The organism is Brevundimonas sp. 1080 (genome assembly GCF_040545985.1).
Lineage (GTDB): Bacteria > Pseudomonadota > Alphaproteobacteria > Caulobacterales > Caulobacteraceae > Brevundimonas.
In genome coordinates, this window is record NZ_JBEPMW010000003.1 from 597,796 (window position 1) to 624,008 (window position 26,213).

General features: G+C 65.5%; 23 protein-coding genes and 1 tRNA gene. 11 read left to right on the forward strand and 13 right to left on the reverse strand.

Annotation, left to right across the window (positions count from 1 at the left end):
* Positions 1–135 precede the first annotated feature (135 nt).
* Positions 136–1,185 carry a LacI family DNA-binding transcriptional regulator gene (locus ABIC32_RS13590; protein ID WP_354074524.1) on the forward strand — a complete coding sequence of 350 codons (1,050 nt, stop codon included), beginning with the start codon at positions 136–138 and terminating at the stop codon, positions 1,183–1,185.
* A gap of 40 nt (positions 1,186–1,225) precedes the next feature.
* Here ABIC32_RS13590 and ABIC32_RS13595 read toward each other — a convergent pair whose 3' ends face one another.
* The gene (locus tag ABIC32_RS13595) at positions 1,226–1,888 is read right to left on the reverse strand and encodes an RpiB/LacA/LacB family sugar-phosphate isomerase (RefSeq protein WP_354074525.1); all 663 of its coding nucleotides are present in this window, start codon (positions 1,886–1,888) and stop codon (positions 1,226–1,228) included.
* A gap of 172 nt (positions 1,889–2,060) precedes the next feature.
* On the opposite strand from ABIC32_RS13595, the gene kduI reads away from it, so the two are divergent.
* The 4 genes from kduI to ABIC32_RS13615 all read left to right on the forward strand — a co-directional run bounded on the left by kduI (position 2,061) and on the right by ABIC32_RS13615 (position 6,555).
* On the forward strand, positions 2,061–2,906 hold the full coding sequence (gene kduI, locus ABIC32_RS13600) for a 5-dehydro-4-deoxy-D-glucuronate isomerase (RefSeq protein ID WP_354074589.1): 846 nt from the start codon (positions 2,061–2,063) through the stop codon (positions 2,904–2,906).
* Between the two features lie 22 nt (positions 2,907–2,928).
* On the forward strand, positions 2,929–3,687 hold the full coding sequence (kduD, locus tag ABIC32_RS13605) for a 2-dehydro-3-deoxy-D-gluconate 5-dehydrogenase KduD (RefSeq protein WP_066551825.1): 759 nt from the start codon (positions 2,929–2,931) through the stop codon (positions 3,685–3,687).
* Between the two features lie 21 nt (positions 3,688–3,708).
* A complete protein-coding gene (locus tag ABIC32_RS13610; RefSeq protein ID WP_354074526.1) occupies positions 3,709–4,752 on the forward strand; it encodes a PfkB family carbohydrate kinase in 1,044 nt (347 codons plus the stop codon).
* A gap of 159 nt (positions 4,753–4,911) precedes the next feature.
* Entirely contained in the window at positions 4,912–6,555 is a 1,644-nt protein-coding gene (locus ABIC32_RS13615; protein WP_354074527.1) for a pectate lyase, read from the forward strand.
* A gap of 11 nt (positions 6,556–6,566) precedes the next feature.
* On the opposite strand, the gene ABIC32_RS13620 is transcribed toward ABIC32_RS13615, so the two are convergent.
* From ABIC32_RS13620 to uxaC, 3 genes are read right to left on the reverse strand one after another with little or no spacing between them, the layout of a single operon-like run.
* Positions 6,567–8,066, reverse strand: coding sequence for a UxaA family hydrolase (locus ABIC32_RS13620; protein ID WP_354074528.1), 1,500 nt, complete (start codon positions 8,064–8,066; stop codon positions 6,567–6,569).
* A gap of 4 nt (positions 8,067–8,070) precedes the next feature.
* The gene (locus ABIC32_RS13625) at positions 8,071–9,540 is read right to left on the reverse strand and encodes a mannitol dehydrogenase family protein (protein ID WP_354074529.1); all 1,470 of its coding nucleotides are present in this window, start codon (positions 9,538–9,540) and stop codon (positions 8,071–8,073) included.
* Positions 9,537–10,952, reverse strand: coding sequence for a glucuronate isomerase (gene uxaC, locus ABIC32_RS13630; protein ID WP_354074530.1), 1,416 nt, complete (start codon positions 10,950–10,952; stop codon positions 9,537–9,539). The genes ABIC32_RS13625 and uxaC overlap by 4 nt, the downstream gene beginning before the upstream one ends.
* 210 nt (positions 10,953–11,162) lie before the next feature.
* Between uxaC and ABIC32_RS13635 the strand changes: the two genes are divergently transcribed.
* Together ABIC32_RS13635 and ABIC32_RS13640 are read left to right on the forward strand one after the other, a co-directional pair.
* Positions 11,163–11,238 (forward strand) — tRNA-Thr (locus ABIC32_RS13635).
* Between the two features lie 21 nt (positions 11,239–11,259).
* Positions 11,260–11,886: a TetR/AcrR family transcriptional regulator gene (locus ABIC32_RS13640; RefSeq protein ID WP_307510905.1), complete on the forward strand. Its 627-nt coding sequence runs from the start codon at positions 11,260–11,262 to the stop codon at positions 11,884–11,886.
* Here the strand turns inward: ABIC32_RS13640 and ABIC32_RS13645 are convergent.
* Genes ABIC32_RS13645 through ABIC32_RS13655 form a run of 3 tightly spaced genes read right to left on the reverse strand, consistent with a single transcriptional unit; the run spans position 11,883 to position 14,695 of the window.
* Positions 11,883–12,500 carry a prepilin peptidase gene (locus ABIC32_RS13645; RefSeq protein WP_354074531.1) on the reverse strand — a complete coding sequence of 206 codons (618 nt, stop codon included), beginning with the start codon at positions 12,498–12,500 and terminating at the stop codon, positions 11,883–11,885. The two genes, ABIC32_RS13640 and ABIC32_RS13645, sit on opposite strands and share 4 nt — an antisense overlap.
* A 60-nt stretch (positions 12,501–12,560) precedes the next feature.
* On the reverse strand, positions 12,561–14,429 hold the full coding sequence (gene feoB, locus ABIC32_RS13650; RefSeq protein ID WP_354074533.1) for a ferrous iron transporter B: 1,869 nt from the start codon (positions 14,427–14,429) through the stop codon (positions 12,561–12,563).
* Complete coding sequence (locus tag ABIC32_RS13655; RefSeq protein ID WP_055754847.1) at positions 14,429–14,695, reverse strand: FeoA family protein; 267 nt, start codon at positions 14,693–14,695, stop codon at positions 14,429–14,431. Before ABIC32_RS13655 ends, feoB begins: the two co-directional genes overlap by 1 nt.
* 151 nt (positions 14,696–14,846) lie before the next feature.
* Here ABIC32_RS13655 and ABIC32_RS13660 point away from each other — a divergent pair, with 151 nt between their 5' ends.
* Complete coding sequence (locus ABIC32_RS13660; RefSeq protein ID WP_055754846.1) at positions 14,847–15,350, forward strand: c-type cytochrome; 504 nt, start codon at positions 14,847–14,849, stop codon at positions 15,348–15,350.
* A gap of 4 nt (positions 15,351–15,354) precedes the next feature.
* Here the strand turns inward: ABIC32_RS13660 and ABIC32_RS13665 are convergent, their stop codons facing one another.
* The 4 genes from ABIC32_RS13665 to ABIC32_RS13680 all read right to left on the reverse strand — a co-directional run bounded on the left by ABIC32_RS13665 (position 15,355) and on the right by ABIC32_RS13680 (position 21,311).
* Positions 15,355–18,561, reverse strand: coding sequence for an efflux RND transporter permease subunit (locus tag ABIC32_RS13665; RefSeq protein ID WP_354074590.1), 3,207 nt, complete (start codon positions 18,559–18,561; stop codon positions 15,355–15,357).
* Positions 18,561–19,664 (reverse strand): efflux RND transporter periplasmic adaptor subunit, encoded by a 1,104-nt coding sequence (locus tag ABIC32_RS13670; protein WP_354074534.1) that lies wholly within the window; start codon positions 19,662–19,664, stop codon positions 18,561–18,563. The genes ABIC32_RS13665 and ABIC32_RS13670 overlap by 1 nt, the downstream gene beginning before the upstream one ends.
* A 112-nt stretch (positions 19,665–19,776) precedes the next feature.
* Complete coding sequence (locus ABIC32_RS13675; protein ID WP_354074535.1) at positions 19,777–20,361, reverse strand: hypothetical protein; 585 nt, start codon at positions 20,359–20,361, stop codon at positions 19,777–19,779.
* 185 nt (positions 20,362–20,546) lie between these two features.
* A complete protein-coding gene (locus ABIC32_RS13680) occupies positions 20,547–21,311 on the reverse strand; it encodes a class II aldolase/adducin family protein (protein WP_354074536.1) in 765 nt (254 codons plus the stop codon).
* 173 nt (positions 21,312–21,484) lie between these two features.
* Between ABIC32_RS13680 and ABIC32_RS13685 the strand changes: the two genes are divergently transcribed.
* From ABIC32_RS13685 to ABIC32_RS13695, 3 genes are all read left to right on the forward strand, one after another.
* The gene (locus ABIC32_RS13685) at positions 21,485–22,609 is read left to right on the forward strand and encodes a DUF2336 domain-containing protein (RefSeq protein ID WP_233156661.1); all 1,125 of its coding nucleotides are present in this window, start codon (positions 21,485–21,487) and stop codon (positions 22,607–22,609) included.
* 55 nt (positions 22,610–22,664) lie between these two features.
* Positions 22,665–23,435, forward strand: a complete 771-nt coding sequence (locus ABIC32_RS13690) for an NAD kinase (protein WP_039247337.1) — start codon at positions 22,665–22,667, stop codon at positions 23,433–23,435.
* A 61-nt stretch (positions 23,436–23,496) separates the two neighbouring features.
* Positions 23,497–23,973 (forward strand): Hpt domain-containing protein, encoded by a 477-nt coding sequence (locus ABIC32_RS13695; RefSeq protein ID WP_354074537.1) that lies wholly within the window; start codon positions 23,497–23,499, stop codon positions 23,971–23,973.
* 120 nt (positions 23,974–24,093) lie between these two features.
* On the opposite strand, the gene spbR is transcribed toward ABIC32_RS13695, so the two are convergent.
* Together spbR and ABIC32_RS13705 are read right to left on the reverse strand one after the other, a co-directional pair.
* Complete coding sequence (gene spbR / locus ABIC32_RS13700) at positions 24,094–25,233, reverse strand: SpbR family protein (protein WP_354074538.1); 1,140 nt, start codon at positions 25,231–25,233, stop codon at positions 24,094–24,096.
* Positions 25,234–25,321: 88 nt separating this feature from the next.
* A complete protein-coding gene (locus ABIC32_RS13705) occupies positions 25,322–26,119 on the reverse strand; it encodes a transglycosylase SLT domain-containing protein (RefSeq protein WP_026108427.1) in 798 nt (265 codons plus the stop codon).
* Between the last annotated feature and the right edge of the window lie 94 nt (positions 26,120–26,213).

The window sequence follows — 26,213 nt, forward strand, 5'->3', positions numbered from 1 at the left end:
AGGTGTCGCCTCGTGAATAGGCTGCGATAAGAGCGACGAAGGAAACCGGTGTCAATGCGCTTTAACTGAGCCCCATGGCGTCGGCCGCGAGTCGCGGCTATGCCTTCAAGCTGCACATAGGGAAGGAGCCGAACCTTGGCTCAAGACGATCCGCGATCCGGCAAGCCGGGCAAGCGGGCAACCATCAACGATGTCGCCCGTGAGGCGCAGGTCTCCAAGAAGACCGTCTCGCGGGTCATCAATCAGTCGCCGTTCGTCAAGGAAGACACGCGCGAAAAGGTCAACGCCGTCATCAAGGCTCTGGGGTTCACACCTGATCCACAGGCGCGCGGCCTGGCCTTTCGACGCTCGTTCCTGGTCGGTCTGATCTACGACAACCCCAGCCCGACCTACGTCGTGAACATGCAGCAAGGCGTGCTGGATGCGCTAAAGGGGTCCGGCCTGGAACTGGTCGTTCATCCTTGCAATCGTAACTCCCCTACCCTGCTGGAAGACATCAGAGGCTTCGTCGAGCGCCAACGTCTGTATGGCGTCATCATGCCGCCGTCGGTTTCCGAGGACGAACAGGTCATCGACCTGCTGCGCGATCTCGACTGCCCCTATGTCCGCATCGCCTCGGTGGCGTTGGACGAGCCTCAGGCGATGGTGGTCACCAATGACTGGATCGGTGCGGCCGAAGCGGCGGCGCATCTGGCCGACCTGGGACACAGACGGATCGGTCTGGTGCGCGGGCCGGACCTGTTCCGGTCGTCGGCCGTGCGGGGCAAGGGGTTTCTGGACGCTCTGGCCGAGCGCGGGATCCCGCTGGATCCGGCTTACGATTTCACAGGCGCCTATACGTTCGAATCAGGCGTGGAGGCGGGACACGCCCTCTTGGCGCTGGAAACGCCGCCTACCGCCATCTTCACCCTCAACGACGACATGGCCATAGGGGTGATGCAGGCGGCGCGTGATCGCGGGCTGGAACTGCCGCGCGACCTGTCCGTCGTCGGCTTCGATGATTTGCCGATGGCGGCTCGGGTTTGGCCCAACCTGACTTCGGTGCGCCTACCGATCCGCGACATGGGACGAATGGCGGCCGAAAAGCTGCTGGCGCCGATGCGGGGAGTGGATCCAGCCAAGATGCAGCAGCCGGACGTTCGACCGGCCCTGGTCGTGCGCAAGTCGGCAATTCCGGCAGTCTGAGTAGGGTCGGCGCGCGTGATCGCGCGCCGACCTGTCTGCCTCAGGCTGTTTCGAGCGCAGGCTTGGCGGCGAGAACGCCCTTCAGATAATCGCGAATGCCTTTGTCGGTGGCGTTGGCGAAGAAGTAGTCCTGGAACTTCTCGCCGGCGATGGCGGCCTTCAGCAGGTCCTGGTCCATCGTCTTCAGAACCGTCAGCATGTCGTGGCAGGTCACGGCCTTCATGTCGCTGAGCACGCCGCGATTCTTGCGCATGATTTCGGCGCGTTCCCTGGGATAGCCCAAGCCGCGCTCGCCCTCGAACAGCTTGCGATAGACGTCCTGCAAATTCAGTTCCGCAGCCCAGCCGAAGCCCTTGGCATAGGGCATCGAGATGGCGTTGCCGTCGTTGATCTGGCCGAACAGGAAGGCGTCGGTCGGGTCGATCACCAAACCGCAGAAGACGCCCGGCATGCTGTTGCAGGCCAGCATCGAGCCCATACCGGTTCCGCAGCCGGTGACGACGAAATCGGCCGCGCCCGAATTCAGCAGGATGCCGGTCAGGACGCCGTTCATCACATAGGTCAGCGAGGCCTTATCTTCGGCTGCATACATTCCATAGTGGAAGACTTCATGGCCCAGTGGTTCGGCGACGGCCGTTAGCGCCGCATGCACCGTTTCACTTTTGGCGGCCTGGCTGTTTTCGATGATGAGAGCGATCTTCATGGGGAAATCCTTAAGACGGTGGCGAGGCGATGCCGACATATGTCGGCGGCGTTGGTCTAATCGATTGCATCATTATATGACACCGGTTACCTAGTCCACAGAAGGACGGGCGTTAGATCCGTTTCGGTGGCTCGCGCTGCGGGTCCGCAGGGAGACCGGCATGTACGACCCCATGTACAACAAAGTCTATCAGGCCACCCATCCCGACATGATGGACTGCGCCTCAAACCAACAGCTGCGCGATCGCTATCTGATCGAGAACCTGTTCGTTCCGGGCAGGATCAGCCTCAACTATTCCCACCATGAGCGGATGATCATCGGCGGTGCCACGCCGGCCGAGACGGCGCTGAGCCTGCCGACGCATTCGGAACCTCCGTCGCTTGCCGGTGCGCCATTCCTGCAGGCCCGAGAACTGGGCGTGGTCAATATCGGTGGCGCGGGTTCGATCACTGTTGACGGCGAGACCGTCAAACTGGGCTTTTGCGATGGCCTCTACGTGCCGATGGGATCGACAGACGTCAGCTTCGCTTCCCAGAACCCCGCCGAACCGGCGAAGTTCTATCTGGTCGCCACGCCCGCCCACGCCCGCTACGACCTGACAAAGATCTCGATCGACGAGGCCGTGCCGCTGGAAATGGGCGCGCTGGAGACGTCGAACGAACGGACCATCTACCAGTATGTCGTGCCGGCGAAGGTAAAGTCCTGCCAGTTACTGATGGGCGTGACGGTGCTGAAGCCCGGCTCGGTTTGGAACACCATGCCGCCTCACATCCATGACCGCCGCTCGGAAGCCTATCTGTATTTCGGCCTAGGCGGAGACGACCGAGTCTTTCACTTCATGGGCGAACCGGACAAGTCGCGCCACATCGTCATCGCCGACGGGGAGGCCGTGATCTGCCCGCCGTGGTCGATCCATACCGGCGCAGGCACTTCAAACTACACCTTCATCTGGGGCATGGGCGGCGAGAACCTTGACTACACCGACATGTACAAACTCGACATCTGCCAGCTGAAGTAATCAGGACAAGAGGAAGAAAAGCATGAGCAATCCATTCGACCTGACCGGCAAGGTCGCGCTGGTGACCGGCGGCAATGTGGGCCTGGGCCAAGGCATCGCCCTGGCTTTGGCTGAGGCTGGCGCCGACATCGTCTCGGTCGCCTTGTCGGACTCCGACGACACGGTCGCCAAGGTGCAGGCGATGGGTCGTCGCGCCCACGCGATCAGCGCCGACCTGACCTCGATCGAGCCGGTCGAGCGCGTGGTTCAGGAAGCTCTGGCCGCCATGGGCCGCATCGACATCCTAGTGAACAACGCCGGCCTGATTCGCCGCGCCGACGCCGTCGACTTCACCGAGGCCGACTGGGACCTAGTGATGAACATCAATCTGAAGACCGTCTTCTTCATGAGCCAGGCGGTCGCCCGCCTGTTCATCAAACAGGGCGACGGCGGCAAGATCATCAACATCGCCTCCATGCTCTCCTTCCAAGGCGGGATCCGCGTGCCGTCCTACACCGCGTCCAAATCGGGCGTCGCCGGCCTGACCAAGCTGATGGCCAACGAATGGGCGCCGCACCGCATCACCGCCAACGCCATCGCCCCCGGCTATTTCGCCACCGCCAACACCCAGGCTCTGCGCGAGGACCCGGTCCGTTCGGCCGAGATCCTGGGCCGTATCCCGGCCGGGCGCTGGGGCGAGCCGTCGGACCTGGGCGGCGCGGCCGTCTTCCTGGCCAGCCGGGCCTCCGACTACGTCCAGGGCGCCATCCTGCCGGTCGACGGCGGCTGGCAGGCGCGCTGATCCGGAGCTAGCGTCGCGATCATGACCCAGGCTGCATCTTCCCGGCGCATCCTCTGCTTCGGCGAGATGCTGCTGCGGTTTTCGCCCAACGCCAACGAACTGCTGATGCAGTCGCCTGCCCTGACCGTGCGTCCCGCCGGCGCCGAGGCCAATGTCGCCGTGTCGCTGGCCCGCTTCGGCGCGCCGACCGGCATGGCGACGGTCCTGGCCGACAATGCGCTGGGTCGCGGCGTGCGTGACGAGGTGCGCAAGCACGGAGTCGACACCTCTCAGGTCGTCTTCAAACCCGGCCGTATGGGTCTGTATTTCCTGACGCCCGGCGCTGTGCGTCGTCCGTCGGAAGTCCTCTACGACCGCGCCGGATCGGCCTTCGTCGAACATGTCGATACGGCCTTCGACTGGGACCAAATGCTGGACGGCGTCGAATGGTTGCACGCCTCGGGCGTGACGCCGGCAACGGGCCCGAACGGCTCGGCCGCTGCCGTCGCCATCATCGAGGCCGCCGTCCGCAAAGGCGTCAAGGTCAGCTACGACGGCAACTTCCGTGGCAAGTTGTGGGAACAATGGGATGGCGATCCCCCAGCCACGCTGGGCAGAATGTTGGCAGGCGCCACGGTCGCCTTCGCCGACGACCGCGACTTCGCCCTGGTGCTGAAGACGACGTTCGACAGCCCCGATCCGGCTGTGCGGCGTCGTGAAGCCGCCAAGGCCGCCTTCGCCGCCTTCCCTCGCCTGCAACGCATCGCCTGCACCCTGCGCGTTCAGGATAGCGTCGCCGACCAGGCCTTGTCGGCTGTCATGCTGACCCGCAATGGCGGCGACGTGATCGAAACCAGAGCCGAGGCCATTCACATGGCCGGCGTCGTGGACCGGGTCGGCGGCGGCGACGCCTTCGCCTCCGGTGTGCTGTTTGGCCTGTGGAGCGGCTGGTCGGATCAGGAGGCCCTCGACTTCGGCCTCGCCGCCGCCGGCTTGAAACATTCGATCCCCGGCGACGTCAACCTGTTCTCAGCCGACGATGTGCGCGCCGCTATGGGCGACGGCGGGTTCGATATCCGCCGGTGAGGCTGCGAACATTGAGATTGTGTGGAGGCCGCATGGGGAAGTCCATGCGGCCTTTTTCAATGGTGCCATAGGGCTAGGAAACCGGTGTCAATCATGCTTCAGTGATGCTTCGAAACGGTCAGAAGAAACCGTGCGAGAGAGGTCACACCAGGAGTTTCCATGTCCGTCACGTCCATGAACCGCCGCGCCTTGCTGGCCGCAGGCGCCGCCGCCACCTTCGTCGCCGCTTCAGGGCCCGTCCTGGCCCAGGCGTCGCCAGAGCGCGCCGCCATTCTGGACACCATGAAGCGCGCCGCTCGGTTCATGAGCGAAGAGGCCGCCGTCGAGGGCGGATACGTTTGGCAATATCTGCCTGACTTTTCGCGCCGTTGGGGCGAGCTTGAGGCCAACCCGACGATGATCTGGGTCCAGCCCCCGGGCACCGCGACCGTGGGCCATCTGTTCCTGGACGCCTATCATGCCACCGGCGACGAATTTTACTATGAAGCGGCCAAGAAGGCTGCAGACGCTCTGATCAAGGGCCAGCACCCTCTGGGCGGCTGGAACTATGTGATCGACACCGCCGGCGAGGAGTCGCTGAAGCAGTGGTACGGCACGGTCGCCGCCAACGCCTGGCGGTTGGAGGAATTCCACCACTACTACGGCAACGCGACGTTCGACGACGCGGGGACAGCCGAGGCGTCGCAGCTGTTGCTGCGGATCTACCTTGAGAAAAAGGATCGCAAATATCTGGCGCCGCTGAACAAGGCGATCAGCTTCGTGCTGGAAAGCCAGTACGAGAACGGCGGCTGGCCCCAGCGCTATCCGTTCGTCGAGAACGGCGGTCTGCACGGCCATGCGGACTATACGCCCTACATCACCTTCAACGACGACGTGGCCGGCGAGAACCTGGAGTTCCTGATCTACGCCTATCACGGGCTGGCGCGGAACGGCCGGGGCGATGCAAGGATTCTGGACGCCATCAATCGCGGCATGGACATCTTCGTAAAGACCCAGCAACCGCAGCCGCAGCCCGCCTGGGGCTTGCAGCATTTCCCCGACACGCTGAAGCCGGCGGGTGCCCGGACGATCGAGCCGCAAGCCTTCGTCACCCACACGACCGGCACCAACATCAAGTCGATGATGGGCTTCTATCGCCTGACGGGCGACCGCAAGTATCTGGCCCGCCTGCCCGAGGCGATGGACTGGCTGGATCAGGTCGCGGCCAAGCCGCCGCTGAACACGCCGGGCCGCACGCACCCGACCTTCATCCTGGAAGGCGCCAACACCCCGATCTACATCCACCGGCGCGGGTCCAACATCGCCAACGGCCAGTACTACGCCGACGACAACCCCACCAATCTGATCGTCCACTACGGTTCGTTCCGCAATGTGGACACCCCGGCCCTGCGCGCGGAGTACGCGCGTCTGTCGGCCATGCCGGTCGATGAGGCCACGCGCGGGTCGCCGCTGAAGGCGCGCCCCGGCTCGCTAAATCTGCCCAAGTACTTCACGCTTCAGGATGTGGACGTGTGGGACATGTCCAGCGATGCTCGTCGCCCGACCGCGCCTCACGCCGGTCGCGCGGCCGAAGTCATGGCCGGGCTGAATGCGCGCGGCTATTGGCCCACGCCGCTGACCACGACGTCAAACCCGTACAAGGGCCCCTCCCCCACCGCCGTAACAGGCGGCGAATACCAGATGACCCGCGTCGGCGACCTGTGGGACACCTCGCCTTACAATACCGACTTCCCGGTGGAGGGCGTCTCCACCTCGGTCTTCATCCGCAACATGGGCGACCTGATCGAGGCGTTGGGGGCTTAGGGCTGCGGAGCCTAGAGATACGCCCCCACCTGCCAGGGCACGAACTCGTTGTCGCCGATGCCGAGGGCCTCGGATTTGGAGGGCTCGCCTGACGCGACATCGAGCATTTTCTGGAAGATGACGGCGCCGACCTCGGCCAGGCTGGTCCCGGTCAGGACGGGCGATGCGTCGATGTCCATGTCTTCGTCCATCCAGTTCGCCAGTTTGGCGTTGGAGGCGACCTTGATCGACGGGGCGGGCTTGGCGCCGAAGACCGAGCCCCGACCGGTGGTGAAGACGATCAGATTGGCGCCCGAGGCGATCTGGCCCGTGGCCGAGCACGGGTCGTAGCCGGGGCTGTCCATGAAGCTGAGGCCCTTGGCTTGAAGCGGTTCGGCGTATCCGATCACATCGTTCAGCGGGGTCGAACCGGACTTGGCCACCGCACCCAGCGATTTCTCCAGGATGGTGGTCAAACCGCCCTTGAGATTGCCGGGCGACGGATTGTTGTTCAGCTCCATCTGGTGACGATCCGCATAGTCGCGCCACCACGCCAGGCGCGCGTTCAGCTTGTCCGCAACATTCTGCGACGCCGCGCGCCTAAGCAGCAGATGTTCCGCACCCCAGATTTCCGGCGTCTCGGACAACATGGCCGAGCCGCCGTGCGCGACCAGCAAATCGACAGCTGCGCCTAAGGCCGGATTGGCGGTGACGCCGGACCAGCCGTCCGAACCACCGCATTGCAAGCCGACGGTCAGGTGAGATGCGGAAACAGGTTGGCGCTGGACTTGCGCCGCCTCGGTGACCAGATCGCGAACGATCTCGATCCCGGCCTCGATGGCGCGGGCGGTTCCGCCGGCCTCCTGGATGGTCAGGGTGCGCAGGTGCGGGCCGGATTGAAGGCCTTCGTTGGCCAGCCAGGCGGGGATCTGGTTGGCTTCACAGCCCAGGCCGACGATCAGGATGGAATGGAAGTTCGGGTGGCGTGCATAACCGGCAAGGGTCCGCTGCAGCAGCGTCACGTCGCTGCTGAGCGATGAGCCGCCGCAACCGCCTTGGTGGGTGAAAGCAACCACGCCGTCAACGCCCTTCGGCAGGATGGAATCCGGGAAGGCGTCGGCGATGCGGCGCGCCACTGTGGCCGAACAGTTCACGCTGGTCAGGACGCCAATATAGTTGCGTGTGCCGACGTGGCCGCCGGGGCGAACGATGCCGTTGAACGTCGCGCCTGACAACGGCGCAGGCGGACGCAGGTCGGCCCCGATCTCGGCCTCGCGGCCGTCTTCCGCCATGGCCAGGTTGTGGACGTGGACGTGATCACCGGCGGCGATGGCGGCCTTGGCGCGTCCGATGACCTGACCGTAGCGGCGGACCAGACCGCCCGCCTCCACCGCATGACGGGCGATCTTGTGGCCGGTAGCGATGTCGGCGCGCGCCGGCGCGGTCAAGCCATCAGGCGTATCGCCGCTGACGATGTCGTCCAAGGTGATTGCGACGTCGTCGGCGGGGTTCAGGATCAGAACGCGAGACATGGATTTACTCCGCGACCAGACGCGCTGCCTCGACGGCGCCGTTCTGGCTGAGCGACAGATAAGCGGACGTGACCGCTGCGGCGAACCGGTCGTCAGCGGCCAGCGCGGGTGGGAAGACGGCGGACAGGCTCAGCAAGGCCGAAACGCGCGACTGATCAGTATCGGCGCCGGCCAATAGTTCGCAGGTCTTGGCCGCCAGCGGATCGTCGACGACGAAGGTTTCGCCGCTTTCGGTCACGCCCGACTGCCATTTCATCCAGGCGGCGACGCCCAAGGCCATGGCATCGACACCCTGCCCCGTCGCCAGACGTTCGGCGGCGCCGGCCACCAGGCGCTGGGGCAGTTTCTGCGAGCCGTCCATGGCGATCTGGCGCGTGCGGTGCATCAGGGCCGCATTGGAGAATCGCGCCATCAGCGCGTCGCGATAGGCGGGGATGTCCAGACCCGGCGGCGGGTTCAGCGTGGTTTCGGCCTCGTCCCATAAGGCCTCGACATAGGCGCGGAAGCCGGGAACGGCCACGACTTCGTGGACATGTTCATAACCCGACAAGGTGCCCAGATAGGCGATGGCCGAGTGTGCGCCGTTCAGAAGGCGCAGCTTAGCGTCCTCCCACGGCTCGACCGCGTCGGTCAGTTGCACGCCCAGAGACGCGAAGTCGGGCCGCTCGCCGGCGAACCAGTCTTCGATCACCCACTGGGTGAAGGGTTCGGCCTTCACCATCCCCTGGTCCTCGACACCGAGATGGGCGGTCAGGCGGGCGATATCGTCGGGGGTGGTCGCCGGGACAATCCGATCGATCATCGTCTGGGGGAAGGCGCCCTCGGCCTCGATCCAGTCCGCCAGCGACGGATCGATCCGGCGCGCCATGGCGATGACCCCGGCACGGATCCGCTTGCCATTATGCGGAAGGTTGTCGCAACTGATGACGGTGAAGGGCTTCCGCCCCGCCGCCCTTCGCGCCTGCAACGCCGCGACGATGAATCCAGGCGCGGTACGGGGCGCGGCGATATCAACCAGATCGCCCGCGACATCAGCGTCGCTCAAAAGCAGATCGCCGGTCGCCGGATCGAGGCGATAGCCCTTCTCGGTCACGGTCAGGGTGACGATATGGACATCGGCGTCGGCCATGGCGGCGACCAGGGCGGCGGGATCCTCCGGCCCGACCATCACGCCCGCGCAGGCGCCGATCACCCGCAGATGCTCGTCCGATCCATCACGCACGACCAGGGTATACAGCCCATCCTGCGGATTCAGCTGATCGCGTACGCCGGGCGACCGAAGCGAAGCGCCCAGCATACCCCAGCGCGGATCGCCCGACCTGATCGCATCGTCGAACACGACCGCCTGGTGGGCGCGGTGGAAGGCGCCGATGCCCAGATGGACGACACCCGTGTTCACCTGGGCGCGGTCGTAGCCGGGGACGGCGACATCGGCGGGCAGCCCCGTCAGGGCGGCTTGATCCAGTCTGCTCACAGCTTGTAGGCCGCCTTGACCAGGCCATAGGTCAGGGCGTGAGCCAGGTCGTGAGCCTCGTCCTCCTCCATCCGGTGCTCGACGACCAGTTTGGCCAGGAAGCCGCAGTCCATACGCCGCGCCACGTCGTGGCGGGCGGGTATGGACAGGAAGGCGCGAGTGTCGTCGTTGAAGCCGACCGTATTGTAGAAGCCGGCCGTTTCGGTGACCTGTTCGCGGAAGCGACGCATCCCCTCGGGACTGTCGTGGAACCACCAGCTGGGCCCCAGCTTCAGCGCCGGATAGTGGCCGGCGAGCGGCGCCAATTCGCGGCTGTATGTGGTCTCGTCCAGGGTGAACAGGATCAGAGACAGACGGCTGTCCGAACCGAACCGATCCAGCAGCGGCTTCAGCGCGCGGACGTAGTCGGTCTGGGTCGGGATATCGCAGCCCTTGTCACGGCCGAAACGGTTGAAGACGGTGGCGGAATGGTTGCGGAAACTGCCGGGGTGCAACTGCAAGACCAGACCGTCCTCGACCGACATGGCGGCCATTTCAGTCAGCATCTGGCCGCGGAACAACTCGGCATCGGCGGCGCTGGCAGGGGCGGTCGAGACACGCCGGAACAGGGCCTCGGCTTCGGCCCTGGGCAGATCGGCAGTGAAGGCTGTCGGGTGGCCGTGATCGGTCGAGGTGGCGCCCATTTCGATGAAGAAGGCACGCCGATCGCGTAGGGCCTGCAGGTATCCGTCCCAGCTTAGCGTGTCGCGGCCGGTCTGTTCGGCCAGGATTTTCAGATTGTCGCGGAAGCCTTCATAGTCGGGATCCAGAACCGGATCCGGACGATAGGCGGTCAGCACCCGTCCCTTCCAGTCCGAGGCTGCGATGGTCTTGTGATGCTCCAGCGTGTCCAGCGGGCTCTCGGTCGTGGTTAGGACCTCGATATTGTAGCGATCGAACAGGGCGCGCGGCCTGAAGGCGTCGGTCTTCAGGGCCGCATCGATCACGTCATAATAAAGATCGGCCGTCTCGGCCGACAGGCGCACGTCGATGCCGAAGGCCTCAGCATAGACCCAGTCGTGCCACATTCGCGAAGGCGTCCCCCGGAACAGGTGATAGTTCTCGGCGAAGCGCCGCCAGATCTTGCGCGGATCGGTCTCGACCGGCCCGCCATCGGCGCGCGGCACGCCCAGATCCTCCATCGCCATGCCCTGCGAGTGCAGCATCCGGAAGACGTAGTGGTCGGGCGTGATCAGAAGTTCGGCCGGATTGGCGAAGGGTTCGTTCAACGCAAACCAGCTCGGGTCCGTATGACCATGCGGGCTGATGATCGGCAGCCCCTTGATCTCGCCATATAGACGACGCGCGATCGCGCGGGTGTCGGCGTCCGCCGAAAACAGGCGATCGGGGTTCAGTTTGAGCGGATGAACCATAGCGTTCCTCATTGCCTCGTGGCGGAGGCTTGGGTCGCCTCTCGATCTTGATCCAACAAACCTACAACATGGGCCGCAAAAAGACACCGGTTACCATCATGGAACCTCAGCTTGTTTTCGGCTTCGGACGTCGGATTTTAGGCAAGGCTGCGCTGACGCCTTGCGTCCGGGCGTGAGGCTGGACATAAGGGCCGCTCACCGCCCGTGCGGGCCGGCTTAGCTCAGTTGGTAGAGCGCCAGTTTTGTAAACTGGATGTCGCGGGTTCGATTCCTGCAGCCGGCACCACGCCTTTCGACCATCGGGGACATGGCCGACACAACCAACAAGCTGGGCCACAAGATCGGTGCGCGAGGCGGCAGAACCCGCCAGGCGATCCTCGACGCGACCCAACGCCTGTTGAACGAGCGGCATTACGGTGAAATCCGCGTCGCCGATCTGGCCTCGGCCGCCAGCGTCTCGCCCTCCAACTTCTACACCTATTTCAAGACGGTCGAAGAACCTGTTCTGGCGTTGTGCGAAGTCGCCGCAGCGGATTTTCAGGGGCTGGCGGCGCATTTCCAGGCCGACTGGCCGGGCGATAAGGCCTTCGTCATCGCGCGCGCCTTCATTCTGGATGTGATGGCCATCTGGCGCAGCCACGGTCAGGTGCTGCGTGTCGAACATATGCTGGCCGACAATGGCGACGCCGCCTTCGTCGAAAGCCGGGTGCGCCGTTTGCGCCGGCTGCACCTGTCCATCGAACGTCGCGTGGCGCAAGCCCACGCCAGCGGCCTGCATCCCAAGGACTATAGTCCGCGGCTGGCCTCGTATCAGATCGCCTCGATCGCCGAATCGACGGCGGCCAGTTTCGATCTTCTGCGACGGGCCGATACGCCCGAAGCCATTCTGGATACGGCGGCCATTATTATCGTCAAGCTGACGACCGGACGTTAGAGGCCCAACGGCCCATACAGCCAGGTCATCCAGATCCCGATGGCCAGGAAGACGCCGAACGGCAGCTTCTCCGATCCGCTGACGGCCCGTTGAATCATCAAAATGAAGAAGACGAGGCTCAGGCTCACGGCGCATGCCCAGAGCAGCACGCTTGGCAGGCCCATCCAGCCGACCCAGGCCCCTGCCCCCGCTAACAGGAATGGGTCGCCGCCACCCAGGCCGTCGCGCTTGCGAACAATTCGATAGACACGCCCCAGCGCCCACAGCCCGCCAAAGCCGATCGCCGCCCCGATGAGATGCGAGAAGGCGACACTCGAATCCATGACCGCCGCCACGCCCAAGCCCGTGGCGATCAGGGGCCAGGTCAGGATGTCCGGCAGCCAGAGGTTCTCGCCGTCGACAACCGCAATCAGCAGCAACTGCCAGCCCAGGATCGCCGTCGCCGCCATCATCAGCCACGTTTGGCCACAGAGCCCCGCCCAAACACCCAACAGGCCTCCGCCGCGCACGATCAGAGGATCGCGCCAGCGTGGCGCCGCTCGAGAATCTTCGCCTCGAAGGCGAACGCTGACGACCGCGACGAGACGGCCGACGAGCAGGCCCAGCCCGCCCATGACGGCGGCGGCGAGTACAGGATTCATCAGGGCGTCCAGACGGCGGCGAACCGCTCAGGCTTAACCGCCTCCGAGCGCCACCGCCACATGATAGGTCACCAGCGACGCCAGATAGGCCAGACCGAACATGTAGCCGATCATGATCCAGGTCCACTTCAGTGAGTTGGTCTCGCGCCGCACGACGCCCAAGGTCGCCACGCACTGGGGCGCAAAGATGTACCAGGCCAGGAAGGACAAGGCCGTCGCCAACGACCAGTGCGACGCCAGGGTCGACGCCAGAAGGCCCGTCGCATTTTCGGCGTCAGCGATGGCGTAGGTCGTGCCCAGCGCCGCCACCGCGACCTCACGCGCCGCCATGCCGGGGATCAGGGCGATGACCATCTGCCAGTTGAAGCCGATAGGGGCGAATATCGGCTCAAGCGCCCGGCCGATCATGCCCGCGAACGAATAGTCGATGGCCGGCAGGGTTGCGTTCTCGGGCGGATAGGGGAAGGTCGCCAGCACCCACAGAATGATCACGAGCGGCAGGATGATGCGGCCCGCCCGGTTCAGGAAGATCTTGGCCCGGAGCCACAGATTGAAGCCCACGCTGCGCAGGTCCGGCGTCTTGTAGGCCGGAAGCTCCATCATGAAGGGCTCGACCGCGCCGCGCCAGAACACCTTGCGGATCAGCAGGGACACGATCAGGGCGCTGACGATGCCGGCGGCGTAGAGGCCGAACATCACAAGGCCCTGCAGGTTGGCGAAGCCCCAGACCGTCTCATTGGGAATAAAGGCGGCGATGATCAGCGTATAGACCGGGATGCGCGCCGAGCAGGTCATCAGCGGCGCGACCAGGATGGTGGTCAGGCGGTCGCGCCGGGAATCGATCACCCGCGCCGCCATCACGCCGGGAATGGCGCAGGCGAAACTGGACAGCAGCGGGATGAAGGCCCGGCCGTGCAGCCCTGCGCCGCCCATGATCTTGTCCATCAGGAAGGCCGCGCGGGCCATATAGCCGAAATCTTCCAGCGCGATGATGAACAGGAACAGGATCAAAATCTGCGGCAGGAACACCAGCACACTGCCGACGCCGGAAATGATCCCGTCAACGATCAGGCTTTGCAGCAGGCCGTCCGGCAGCACATTGGCAACCAGGCCGCCCAACCAGGCGATGCTGGCCTCGATGCCGTCCATCACGGGCGCGGCCCAGCTGAACACGGCCTGGAACATCACGAACAGCAGGGCGAACAGGAGCAGCAGCCCGCCGACCGGATGCAGGAGCACCGAATCGATCCTGCCGGTCAGGGTGTCGGGCCGCTCAGGCGGGCGGACGCAGGCCTTCATGATCCGCTCGGCCTCGCGGGCGGCGGTTCGTAACTCGGCGGCGTCCGGACTGCGCCATTGGCTTTCGGTCACGGCGGCGACGGCGGCTTGGTCCTCAATGGCGGCGACCAGATCGTCGATGCCGCGCTTGCGCGTGGCCACGGTGGTGATGATCGGCACGCCCAGTTCGGCGCGCAGTCGTTCCAGATCGATGCGCAGGCCCTGGCGCTGGGCGATGTCATACATGTTCAACGCCAGAACCATCGGCCGACCGACGGCCTTCAGCTCCAGAATAAGGCGCAGGACTAGACGCAGATTGGTCGCGTCCGCGACGCAGACCACCACGTCGGGCGTCGTCTCGCCGGCCAATCGCCCCAGAACGGCGTCGCGCGTGACCTCCTCATCAGGGCTGCGGGCGCGCAGGGAATAGGTGCCGGGCAGGTCCAGCACCGACATCGTGCGGCCCGAGGCGGCGCGGATCAGGCCTTCCTTGCGCTCCACCGTCACGCCGGCGTAGTTGGCGACCTTCTGGTGAGCGCCAGTCAGGGCGTTGAACAGGGCCGTCTTGCCGCTGTTGGGATTGCCGACCAGCGCGACACGAGCAGTCTTCAGCGCAATGTCCATCAGGCGGCGCCCAGCCGGATCGAGAGGCTTTCCGCCTCGTGGCGACGCAGGGCCACGCGCATGTCGTCCACCTTCATGGCGATCGGGTCGCGTCCGAACAGACCTTCGTGCAGCAGTTCGATCTGCGCGCCTTCGACAAAGCCCAGTTCAAGCAGACGGCGTTCCAGCTCGACCGCCTCGCCCTGATGGTGACAATGGGCGCCCACCTGAACGATGACGCCGCGATCGCCGCGTCGGGCTTGGCTCAACTTGATGGTGTCGGTCAATTCTACGCTCGCACGGGCGAGGCCGCTCCCCAACGGCTCCGCGTTTCTTTGACACTGATTATCAGGTGCGAGGGGGCTACGTCCAGCAGGACAGCTTGACCAATTGCCGCGCCGGCGCGTTGCGGTATCACAAGGCAAACAGGAAGCCGCCATGACACGCCATGCCCTCGTCGCCCCCCTTCTTCTGGCCCCGCTTTTGACCTTGGCCGCCTGTGGTCAGGGCGAGCCGTCCACAACTACGCCTGCCGCGCCGGTTCACGTGCTGACGGATGCAGAAAAGGCGACCCTGCTGGCCTCCCTGCCCGCCCCCTACAATGCGGGCGATCTCGAGAACGGGCGTCGGGCGTTTGCGCGCTGTCGCGCCTGCCACACCATAGGCGAAGGCGGCCCGGACATGGCGGGGCCAAACCTATACGGTGTGTTCGGCCGCAAGGCGGGAGATCGTCCGCGCTATAACTATTCCAACGCCATGCGCACGGCGAACTTCACCTGGGACGCCGAGAAGCTGGATCACTGGCTGGAAAATCCGCGCACCTTCCTGCCCGGCAACAAGATGACCTTCCCCGGTCTGCCCGACGCCACGGATCGCCGCGACGTCATCGCCTTCCTGAAGGTGGAGACGGGCTACAAGCCGGAGCCTGCGCCCGCCGCTTGATCCGTCAGGCCTCGGGCAGTTCCTTGGGGCCGCCTTCGCGCAGTTCCTTGGCTTCCCACTCCTCGATCTTGCGGGCGGTCCATTCCGGCGACTTGGTGAAGCGCGCCAGGACGCCATAGATCACCGGCACCACGAACAGGGTCAGGACGGTGGCGAAGATGGCGCCGGTGAAGATCACCACGCCGATCGTCTGACGGCTGCCGGCGCCTGCGCCTTGCCACAGCACCAGCGGCAGAGCGCCGAAGGCGGTTGCGATCGAGGTCATGATGATCGGACGCAGACGCAAGGACGACGACTCGATGATCGCCTCCCTGATGGAGCGTCCCTGGTCGCGCAGTTGGTTGGCGAACTCGACGATCAGAATGCCGTTTTTAGCCGCCACCCCGATCAGGATGATCAGGCCGATCTGGCTGTAGATGTTCAGGCTGGAGCCCGCCATCAGCAGGCCGAACAGACCGCCCGCCGCCGCCAGCGGCACCGTCAGCATGATGACCGCAGGCGTGATCCAGCTTTCGAACTGGGCCGCCAGAACCAGGAAGACGAGCAACAGCGCCAGACCGAACGCCGCGAACACCGCCCCGCCCGCCTCCTGCTGATCGCGCGCCGCCCCACCCCACTGGGTGACGACGGCGCCTTGCGGCTGCTTCGCCGCCTCGGCGTTCAGAAACTGTATCGCGTCGTCGATCGTGGTGCCGGGATTGAGGTCGGCCTGCAGGGAGATCGCGCGCTGCCGATCCAGACGGCGACGGTCCGGCGTGTCCCCGCTGGTCTTGGTCGTGACTACGGCCGACAGCGGCACGAGTTGGCCGCCTCCGGTTGCAACATACAGGGCTTCCAGGTCGGCGACCTCGCGACGATTGTCGCGCTCGGTCTGCAGGATGACGTCGTATTCCTGACCGCCCTTGATGTAGGTCGTGGCTCGGCGAGAGCCGAACATGGTCTCGAGCGTGCGGCCGATCGACTGGGACGAAACGCCCAGCGCGGCGGCCTTCTGCGGATCGACATCGACCAGCAGACGCGGCGAGTTCGGCTCATAGTTCAAGCGTGGACGCGAGAAGCCGGGATTGGCCTGGGCCGCAGCCAGCATGGGCTGCAGCCAGGCGTAGATCTGCTGATAGTCGCTTCCGGTCGCGATCAGCTCGATGGAATTGGAGTTGCCGCCGCCGCGCTGGAAGGCGCCGGGGGTCGAGGCGTTGACCTGGGCGCCCGTCTGGCCGCGCAGTTTGCCGTTCAATTCCTGAGCGATCTCAGCCGCTGAGCGGTCGCGCTTGGACCAGTCGGCGAGCGTAAGGACCGCATTGCCCGAGTTGAAGCTGCCGCCGCCGAAGCCAGGCGCGGACACCAGATAGCTGTCGGCCTCGCCGCTGGTCTTGTATTCGGCCAGCAGAGGCTCCAGCCCCAGCATGATCTTGCGGGTATAGTCGAAGCCCGCGCCCTCGGGACCGGCGACGCGCACCGTGACCCGGCCGCGATCCTCGTCCGGCACCAGTTCGTTGGGCAGGGTCAGGAAGATGCCGCCCGCCCCCGCTGCGACCAGCAGGATCAGGGCGCCGACGCCGATCACCGCGATGCGACGGCCCAACAGCATATCAAGCGACCGGCCATAGGACGACTTCAGCCGGTCCATGCCCCAGTCGACCTTGCGCGCCACCCAGCCGCCGCCATGGGCGGGTCGCAAAATCTTGGAGGCCAGCATCGGCGACAGGCTGAGCGCAAGGAAGGCGGAGAAGGCCACGGCCGCCGCGATCGCCGCCGCCAGCTCTACGAACAGACGCCCGACATATCCGGGCAAGAACAGCAGGGGCGCGAAGACCGATAGCAGCACGATGGTCGTGGCCACGACCGCGAAGAAGACCTGGCGCGCGCCGCGTTCGGCCGCGACCAGAGGCGGTTCGCCCAGGTCCAGGCGACGCTGAATATTCTCGACCACGACGATGGCGTCATCCACAACCAGGCCGATCGCCAGCACCAGAGCCAGCAGCGTCAGCAGATTCAGCGAAAAGCCCAGCGGCGCCAGGACGATGAAGGTCGCCAGCAGACAGATCGGCGCCACGATGGACGGGATCAGCGCCGCCCGCAGGCTGCCCAAGAAGATGAAGTTCACCAGGGCCACCAGGGCCATGGAGATGCCGATGGTGATCCAGACCTCGTCGATCGCGTGCGAGGTGAAGACCGAGTTGTCGGATCCGACCTCGATGGTCACGCCCGGCGGCAGGGTCGGCCGAATTTCCTCGATCATCTTGTGGACGCCGTCCGAGATGGCGAGGTCGTTCGACTGCGCCTGACGGGTCACGGCCAGGCCGATCTGATCCATCCCGTTGCCGCGGAACAGACGCCGGTCTTCCTCTGGCGCCTCCTCGACGCGGGCGATGTCGCCAAGGCGCGTCACATAGGTGGGCTGCCCCTGGATGATAGCCGACGATCCGCTGCCCGTCCCCGTGGCGACGGTCGCCGAGGTCGAGGCCGCGCCGCGCGTGCCGATGGGCAGTTGGCGGAAATCCTCCGGCAGGGCGTAGGTGCGCGCCACGCGGACGGTGTAGTCCTTGTCCGTCGATTCCAGCGAGCCGGCGGGCAGTTCGACGTTCTGGTTCGTCAGAGCCGTCTCGACATCATTGACCGTCAGGCCCCGAGCCGCCATGGCGGCGGAATCCAGCCATATCCGCATCGAATAGCGCTGCTCGCCATAGATGTTGACCTGGGCCACGCCGGGCACCGTCGCCATCCGGTCGATCAGATAGCGGTCCGCGTAATCGGTCAGCTGAAGCCGGTTCATGCTGGTCGAGCGCAGGAAGACGATGATGATCGGCTGGCTATCGGAATCGGCCTTGGCCACCTCGGGCGGATCGGCCTGATCGGGCAAGCGGCCGACCACGCGGCTGACGCGGTCGCGCACATCGTTGGCGGCGTCGTCGATATTGCGGTCCAGCGAGAATTCGATGTTCACGCTGGAGCGACCGTCGCGGCTGGTCGAGTTGATGCGTTCGACGCCCTGGATGCCGGCGATCTGCTGCTCAACCGGCTCGGTGATGCGGCTCTCGATCACCTCGGCCGAGGCGCCGGCATAGCTGGTGTTGACCGAGACGATGGGCGGATCGACGTCCGGCAGTTCGCGTACGGGCAGGAAGAAGAAGGCCGCCGCGCCGATGACGCACAGCACGATGGCCGCGACGGCCGCGAAGACGGGCCGCCGAACCGAGACATCGGACAGCATCATTTGGCGGCGCCCGACTTGCGACCCTGGCCGCCCACGCTGACCGGCGCGCCCGGCTGAATACGGTTCAGGCCCGACCCGACGATTCGGTCGCCGACCTCGATGCCGGACAGGATTTCAACAAAGCCGTTCTCGACGGCCCCGGCTTCGACCTCGACCCGCTGAGCGGTGGAGCCGTTCTGGCCGGGCGCGATGCGATAGACGAAGGCGCCGGCGCCTTCATACTGCACGGCCGACTCGGGCACGGCCGCGCTCTGACGCTGGCCCTGCTGGACCGCCACACGCATCAGCATGCCGGGACGGATGCGACCGCCGGGGTTGGGGAACTCCGCGCGCGCGGTTGCGGCGCGGGTCGTTTCGTTGACGCGTGTGTCGATCAGGGCGATCCGGCCCGTAAAGGGCTCGTCGCCATAGGCGTCTGCCGTCGCGGTCAGCTGGGCGCCGGGACGCAGCAGGTTCAGATAGCGCTCCGGCAGGGGGAAATCGACGCGGATCGTCGAGGTGTCGTCCAGCGTCGTGATCACCGCGCCCGGGTTGATCAGCGTGCCGGGCGTCACCGTGGTCAGACCGACACGACCGGAGAAGGGCGCCCGGATCACCCGGTCGCCGCGACGCGCCTGGGCCGCCTGCAGCGATGCCTGGGCGGCTTCGAGCGCGGTCTCGGCCTGTTCCAGCATGACCTGGGGCGCGACGCCCCGGTCGGCCAGGGCCTTGTAGCGATCATATTCGCGCTGAGCCTGATTTACGTTGGCGCGGGCCTCGATAATGGCCGCGTCTTCCTCGCGCGCCTGAAGCTCGACCAAAGGCGCACCGGCCGAGACATACTGGCCGTCCGCGAACAGGACGCGGGTGATCAGTTCGGTGGTCGAGGAGGTGACGTTCACCGAGCGCTCGCCGCGCGCCACGCCCAGAACGCGGATCTGGTCCGAGAAGGGTCGCTGCGCCACCACGGCCTCGGACACCTGCTGCGCTCCGCGTCCGCGACCGCCGCCCGGCCCTGCCGCCTTCTTTTCATCTCCCGCGGAGACTTTCACGATGGCGGCGACGACCATCAACGCAAGCAGGACAGCGGCGGCGACGAGGAAGAAGTGACGTTTGATCACGCGGGGGTCTCTCGGTCAGGGGGACGCCGCATGCATTACCGGGTAATGAAGTGCGCGCAATGTTACGTATCAGTAACGTGCCGGATCACATTTTCCGTCGCAGAAATCTTCCCTAAAATCGTCGCCAGATCGCAAGAACGGGCCCGCGACTGATGGGAATCTCCTGGCCTGCGACGGTTTGTCTCCACCCGGCCTGCACGCTCCACACACCGAAATCGCGCACGACCGAGGCTTCCAGGGACAGCCAGCGCGCGCCGCCGTCGGCCGCGCCGCCGAACGCCTGACCCAGCACCATCCAATCCTCGCCGATCCGGGCGCCCGCCGTGGCGTCGATGCGGGTTTCATCCGGCAGGCCGTCACGCAGACGGCGTGCGGCCTGAAACTCGACGAATGCGCCGCCCATTCCCCAGCGCTCGCCCATGTCGCCGAGGGACCGGCCGACCGAAACTCGCGCCTCCCAATCGTGATCGCCGACGCCTGGCGCGGCATAGCCGGCGTTGCGCCCCTCCCCGGCCTGGGTATAGCCGCCGTAAAGGCTGACGGCGTTGCGGTCGTCGCGCCAGACCTGCCAGGTCGCACCGATCTCGATGGGGCCGCGCCCACTGTAATCGACGAAGGCGTCCTCGCCGTCCTGCCAATCCGCCTTGACCTGAAGCGTCAGGCGATCCGCCACGCCGTATTCGGCGAACAGTCCCAAGGTCGCGTCGCGCCGCCGGCCAGGCAAATCACGCTCCTCGCCAGCAGCGTCGAAGCCTTCGTCGGCGCTCAGCCGCTCGTATTTGACGATGGCCTGGCCCTTGCCCTTCGGCTGGACCCAGGCGCCGGCGAGAGCTTGGGTCGGCGTCAGCGCCGCGAGGACCAGCGCCCCCGCGACAACGGGACCTACGCGTCGTAGCCCGGCGACTTGCGATCCAGCTGGCGCAGCGCGCCCGGCCAGGCCAGCGAAGAGATGAAGCTGATGCCGCGCCCCTGCTCCTTGGTCTCGGCCTGCGCCTCGTCCGGCGCCAACAAAATGTGCTCGCGTCCGCCGGACAGTGCCGCAACCTGCTGCGCGCAGGCCCGCTCCAGGAAGAAGATGCCGATCCATGCCTGAGCCGCCGTTTCCCCGACCGCCAGCGTGCCGTGGTTTCGCAGCAGCATCAGCGGTTTGTCCCCCAGGTCGGCAACCAGACGTTCGCGTTCGTCATGGTTCAGGGCCAACCCCTCGTACCCATGATACGCAACCTGATGCTGTAGTAAACACGCGTTCTGGCTGACAGGAAGCAAACCTTCGGCCTGGGCGGCGACGCCCACGCCGTTCACGGTGTGCAGATGGATGACGAACTTGGCGTCTTCGCGTGCGGCATGGACAGCCGAGTGGATGGTGAAGCCCGCCGGATTGATGAAATAAGGCGTGTCCTGGACGATGTTCCCCTCCAGATCGACCTTCACCAACGAAGAGGCCGTGATCTCGTCGAAGTAGAAGCCGTAGGGATTGATCAGGAAATGATGCTCCGGCCCCGGCACGCGCGCCGAGATATGGGTGAAAATCATGTCGTCCCAACCGTTCAAGGCGACCAGCCGATAGAGGGCCGCCAGCTCCACACGGACCTGCCATTCGGCTTCGGACACGCGCGACTTGATCGAGGGACTGGTTCCGTCCGCCATGATTTCCTCCTGCCTCTGGATGGGCTTTTACAAACCGTCACCCCGCGCGGTCGCGTCGTCAAGCCGACAAGGCCGCCGTTGACGTGACGTCACTCCCCGCAGCGGCCTTGCTTAACCCGGTCTTCATCACGCAAGCATATGGTTAAGCATCGTCGCCGGTTCGGGGAGCCGCCTTGTCTGTCGTTCAACTGGAGCCGCCCCGCGACGCCTGGGACGACCGGACTGTGTCTGAGCTTCTGGCGCTGGCCAGCAGCCGTTCGGCCGACGACCGTCAGCGCCTGCTGCTGAAGGTCACCTCGCTGTGTGAATCCAATCCGCCGCCGCCCAAGGTCGCGCCGCTGCTCAGCGACATTTTCCTCGCTCTGACAGCCCAGGCCGAGCGGGATATTCGACTGGCCCTGTCCGAACGGATCGCGGGCGTCGACTGGGCGCCGCCTGCGCTGGTCAATATGCTGGCGCTGGATGAGATCGAGATCGCCCGCCCGGTCATCACCTCCAGCCCGCTTCTTCAAAACGCCGACCTGATACGCCTGCTGATCGAGGCGACGCTGGAGCATCAAATCGCCGTCGCCCGGCGCCCGCAGCTGGCGCGGCCGGTCGTGGACACGATCGTCGATCGCGCCGAACCCGTCACCATGACGGCGCTGGCGTCCAACCGTACGGCCGACATTGGCGAAGACGCCATGCGCAAGCTGGTCGATCATTCGCGCCGCATCGCGGGCCTGCGGGCGCCGTTGACGCGTCACCCCAGGCTGAACGAACAACTGGCTCAGCAGCTTTATCAATGGGTCGGCCAGGCTCTGCGTCAGTCGATCGGCGAACGCTTCCGCATCGACGACGCCCAGTTGAATGCGGCGGTTCAAGACGCGGCGGCGAAGGCTGCCGGCAGCCCGGAATGGCGCGCCATGTCCGCCCGGATGACCGAGGATCGCGTACGCATCGACGCGGAACGACGACTGGTGGAAAAACTTCAAGCCGCCGGCCAGCTGCGCCCCGGTCTGCTGGTCCGCGCGCTGCGAGAACAGCGTTTCGAACTGTTCGAACAGACGCTGGCGGTCCTGGGCGGCTTCAGCGAGGCCCAGGTGCATCACGCCATCCGTGCGCCGACTGCCGAGCCGCTTTACCTGGCCTGCATCGCCGTGGGCGTGGACAAGGCCGTCTTCGCCTCCCTCTTGGTCGAGGTGCGAAAGCTTTCGGGCGGAATGCCTGCCGACGGCGGCTGGAAGGCGACGCCGATGAGCGCGCACGCCGCCTCTCGCGCCTTCCATCAGATGATGCACAAGCCCGCGACCGTTTGACTCTAGGCCCAAGCTCGGGCCACGTCGCCAAGTGACACAGTCAAGCCCCTCTCCCATGCCGTCATCGCCCCGATTGGCCTTCGTCGCCAGCGACCGGCCCGAAGCCCAGGCGGCGCGCAAGGCCCTGATCGCCCGCTATGGCGCCGTGCCTGAAGACGAGGCCGATGTGATCGTGGCCCTGGGCGGCGACGGGCAGATGCTGGAAACCCTGCACGGCAACCTGCGCCAGCGCACACCCGTGTATGGAATGAACCGGGGGTCCGTCGGCTTTCTGATGAACGACTACGACGAAAACGGTCTTCTGGAGCGGATCGCGACGGCCGAAAGGACGGTCATCCACCCTCTGCAGATGGACGCCTGGACCGAAAGCGGCGAAGTGCACACCGGCCTGGCCATCAACGAGGTGTCGCTGCTGCGCCAGACGCGCCAGTCAGCCAAGCTGCGGATCACCGTCGATGAGCGCGTTCGACTGGAAGAACTGTCCTGCGACGGCTGCCTCGTGGCGACGCCTGCGGGATCGACCGCCTATAACCTGTCGGCGCACGGCCCGATCATCCCATTGGACGCCCGCATCCTGGCCCTGACGCCGATCAGCGCCTTCCGACCTCGTCGCTGGCGCGGTGCCCTGTTGTCGCACGGCGCCAAGGTGCGGTTCGAGGTTCTGGAGGCCGACAAACGCCCAGTCTCGGCGACCGCCGACAACTTCGAGGTCCGACGCGTCGCCCGCGTCGAGGTGCGCGAGCGTCGTGACGTCACCCTGACCATGCTCTTCGATGCGGGCCGGTCGTTCGACGAGCGGGTGATGGCCGAACAGTTCGCCAACTGATCGGTCACGGCTTCTTAAGCCCGCTACCGTATCTTGGCGTGAACGTCCTATGGAGCCCGCCATGAGCAATCCGGCGCAGATCACCCCTCCGACCAACTCGCTGCGGCTCAAGGTCCGCGGCGGCTTCGGCATCAACGCCGACGCCATCGCTCGTGCAGAGGAGGCGCTGAAAGCGATGTCAGCCCAGTTCGGCCAGTGGCTGAACGACGAGATCGTCAAGCTGGACAAGGCCCAGGCCGACATCCGTGAGCAGGGCTACACGCCCGCCACCGCTGAGGCTCTATATTTCCGGGCCCACGATCTAAAGGGTCTGGGCACGACCTATGAATATCCGCTGGTCACCCGCATCGCCGGTTCGCTGTGCAAAATGCTGGACGATGCTGATCGCCGCATGACAGCGCCCATCGCCATCCTGGACGCCCACATCGACGCCATCCGCGCCGTCGTCCGCGACCAGATCAAGACCGAAGAACATCCGACCGGCCGCGCCCTGGCCGAGACCCTGGAAGCCCGCGTCGCCGATCACCTCGCAGGCTGATCGTCCCTCCAGCCATTTGCGGAAGGCCCGTCGTCTCCGGCGGGCCTTTTTCTTTAAGCCTGATCGGTTCAGACGAATCGCTTCGCGATCTCCTCGATGCCGAGGGTCAGGCTCTCAGGATCAGGCCGCGTTGGCGGCGGTCAGGCTAAGCGACGGCGACTGATCCAGTCGCTCCATCAGATAGGCTAGATCGTCGCGCAGCACGGCCGGACGCTGGGTCAGGAACCGCTCCAGCATCTGATCGCGGAAATAGGCGCTCGACGTATCGATCCCCTCCGCCGCCAGCGCACGCCAGGTGTCGACCCCCGCGCTGAAGGCCTGGAACAGGCGCGGCGGCAAACCCGCGCGATCATAGATGGCCTTCAGCCCCAGCGGACCGGCGTCATGCACCATCAGCCAGGCGCGGTGATGCGGCGTGTTGGCCAGTTCGGCCAGCCCGTATTCGAACATCGCCATCTGCCCCCGCGCCAGTCCGCGCAGCAGCAGCGAAGCGTTCAGGACGCGACGGGCGTTCAGCTGAGCCATGAAGGCCGCCAGATCGTTGCTGACGCTGGCCTGATCGACCAGATCGACCGTCATCCGCTCACGAGAGTATTGGGCCAGACGGATCGCGGTTTCCGGCGCCACAGCGTGATGGCTGATCAGATGTTCGCGCACCGCCTCGCTGGCCAGCTGGATCAACCGTTCGGTCACATGCAGCGGCAGGACCTGGCGATAGGCCACGGCGGTCAGGACTTCGGGCGCTTCGGCGAAACGGTCGACGACCGTCGCCAGCGCGCCTTCGGACAGGTCGGCGTTGTCGTTCGCCGCCAAGGTGCGAACCGACTGCTCGCATCCTTCGGCCGCCAGCACCGTCGCGACATCGCGCGACACCCGCGCTCGCCCCGCCACGGCGACTTGACGCACGACCGATCCGGCGCGCACGATCTCGACCAGGTCCTCGTCGCTGAACGCCGGCGACGAGGCGATGATCGGCAGGGCGATGCTGTCCAGATCGCCGGCCAGTTTGCGCGCCACGTCATTGGGAATCAGATCGGACGCCTTCAGCGTGATGGCCATGGCGCGACGCACCAGTTCGGCGGCGTCGTTGGCCAGCAGACGCAGGATTTTTTGAGCCGCCGCCCGGTCATCCTCATTCAGTTCCGCGCGCTCCATGTTGCGGCACAGCTTGTGCGCCGCCTCGGCCCGCTCATCGTCGTCCGTCGCCTTGATCAGGCGTCGAATGTCCACTTCGGTCAGGCGGGCGCGGAAGGCAGTCATGGACGGCTCACGATGGAATCGGACGTTGATCCCAGAATGAGACTGCCATGCTTAACGGGCGGTTTACCATCGGTTGCAATGCAACGACTCAGGTTGTTTCCTTGCCATTTGGCGAGAAAGCGCCGCCGAAGCCGCTGCTGGACGATCCGTCCTGACCGAGCAGTAGCGCAAGCAGGCCTTGATCCTGCTTCAACCGGTCCAGGCGCGCGGCCAGCATCTGGTCCTTGTCGCTCAGATTCGGCACGGCGTATTTCGTCTCGCCGGCTCCGGCAGCGGGTGCGCCCTCGCCGGCCGTGCGCTGCAGATTGGCGTGAACCTCGGCGACCGTGGCGGCGCGTCCATTGCGATAGAAGATGCTGCGATTGGCCCGCGCAGCATCGGGAAACAGAGCTGCGGCGCTGCCGCCCGGATTGCGATCCATCGCCTCCATCAAACCGGCGGCCCCAGCGGGTCCCAGGAAATGAGCCGCATACAGATCGCCCGCGCCCGGTTCCTTGCCCGTGCGGCCGCGCAGATAGGCGGCGTTGGACGCCGTCAACTCAGCCGCCATGGTCGAGGCCGCATGAGGATCGAACCGCAAATCCAGCACCACATTGCGCGCAGAACCCTCGACGCGCCAGCGTCCGTCTGAACCGCGATGGATCAGGTCGGCGTATTGACCATAGCCGTGCTGGGCGCCGTGCTGCTTGACCGTGCCCAGCCAGGTCTGTTCGATGAACTGAAACAGACCGGCGGCCGACGAGGTCGGGGCCTTGGCCGACGGGTTCATCGCGCTCTCGCGCCGCGCGGTCTTGACCAGGAAGTCATAGTCCACGCCAACGGCATTCGACGCGCGCCGGATGGCCGCCTCTACTCCGCCTGTCGATGGAATCGCTCCGATACCCATGTGCGAAGGGTCGGCGAACGTAGTTAACCAACTCTTAATTCTTAACGGCCGCGTTAACGCCTCGACCTTCGTCGAACGGGAAAACTTCGCCGTA

Coding starts and splice junctions, on each gene's coding strand:
- ABIC32_RS13705 (WP_026108427.1), bottom strand. CDS start 26,119: ATGGGTATCGGAGCGATTCCATCGACAGGCGGAGTAGAGGCGGCCATC.
- ABIC32_RS13595 (WP_354074525.1), bottom strand. CDS start 1,888: ATGAAGATCGCTCTCATCATCGAAAACAGCCAGGCCGCCAAAAGTGAA.
- ABIC32_RS13640 (WP_307510905.1), top strand. CDS start 11,260: ATGGCCGACACAACCAACAAGCTGGGCCACAAGATCGGTGCGCGAGGC.
- ABIC32_RS13690 (WP_039247337.1), top strand. CDS start 22,665: ATGCCGTCATCGCCCCGATTGGCCTTCGTCGCCAGCGACCGGCCCGAA.
- ABIC32_RS13680 (WP_354074536.1), bottom strand. CDS start 21,311: ATGGCGGACGGAACCAGTCCCTCGATCAAGTCGCGCGTGTCCGAAGCC.
- feoB (WP_354074533.1), bottom strand. CDS start 14,429: ATGGACATTGCGCTGAAGACTGCTCGTGTCGCGCTGGTCGGCAATCCC.
- ABIC32_RS13665 (WP_354074590.1), bottom strand. CDS start 18,561: ATGCTGTCCGATGTCTCGGTTCGGCGGCCCGTCTTCGCGGCCGTCGCG.
- kduI (WP_354074589.1), top strand. CDS start 2,061: ATGTACAACAAAGTCTATCAGGCCACCCATCCCGACATGATGGACTGC.
- ABIC32_RS13695 (WP_354074537.1), top strand. CDS start 23,497: ATGAGCAATCCGGCGCAGATCACCCCTCCGACCAACTCGCTGCGGCTC.
- ABIC32_RS13620 (WP_354074528.1), bottom strand. CDS start 8,066: ATGTCTCGCGTTCTGATCCTGAACCCCGCCGACGACGTCGCAATCACC.
- ABIC32_RS13610 (WP_354074526.1), top strand. CDS start 3,709: ATGACCCAGGCTGCATCTTCCCGGCGCATCCTCTGCTTCGGCGAGATG.
- ABIC32_RS13660 (WP_055754846.1), top strand. CDS start 14,847: ATGACACGCCATGCCCTCGTCGCCCCCCTTCTTCTGGCCCCGCTTTTG.
- kduD (WP_066551825.1), top strand. CDS start 2,929: ATGAGCAATCCATTCGACCTGACCGGCAAGGTCGCGCTGGTGACCGGC.
- spbR (WP_354074538.1), bottom strand. CDS start 25,233: ATGACTGCCTTCCGCGCCCGCCTGACCGAAGTGGACATTCGACGCCTG.
- ABIC32_RS13615 (WP_354074527.1), top strand. CDS start 4,912: ATGTCCGTCACGTCCATGAACCGCCGCGCCTTGCTGGCCGCAGGCGCC.
- ABIC32_RS13645 (WP_354074531.1), bottom strand. CDS start 12,500: ATGGGCGGGCTGGGCCTGCTCGTCGGCCGTCTCGTCGCGGTCGTCAGC.
- uxaC (WP_354074530.1), bottom strand. CDS start 10,952: ATGGTTCATCCGCTCAAACTGAACCCCGATCGCCTGTTTTCGGCGGAC.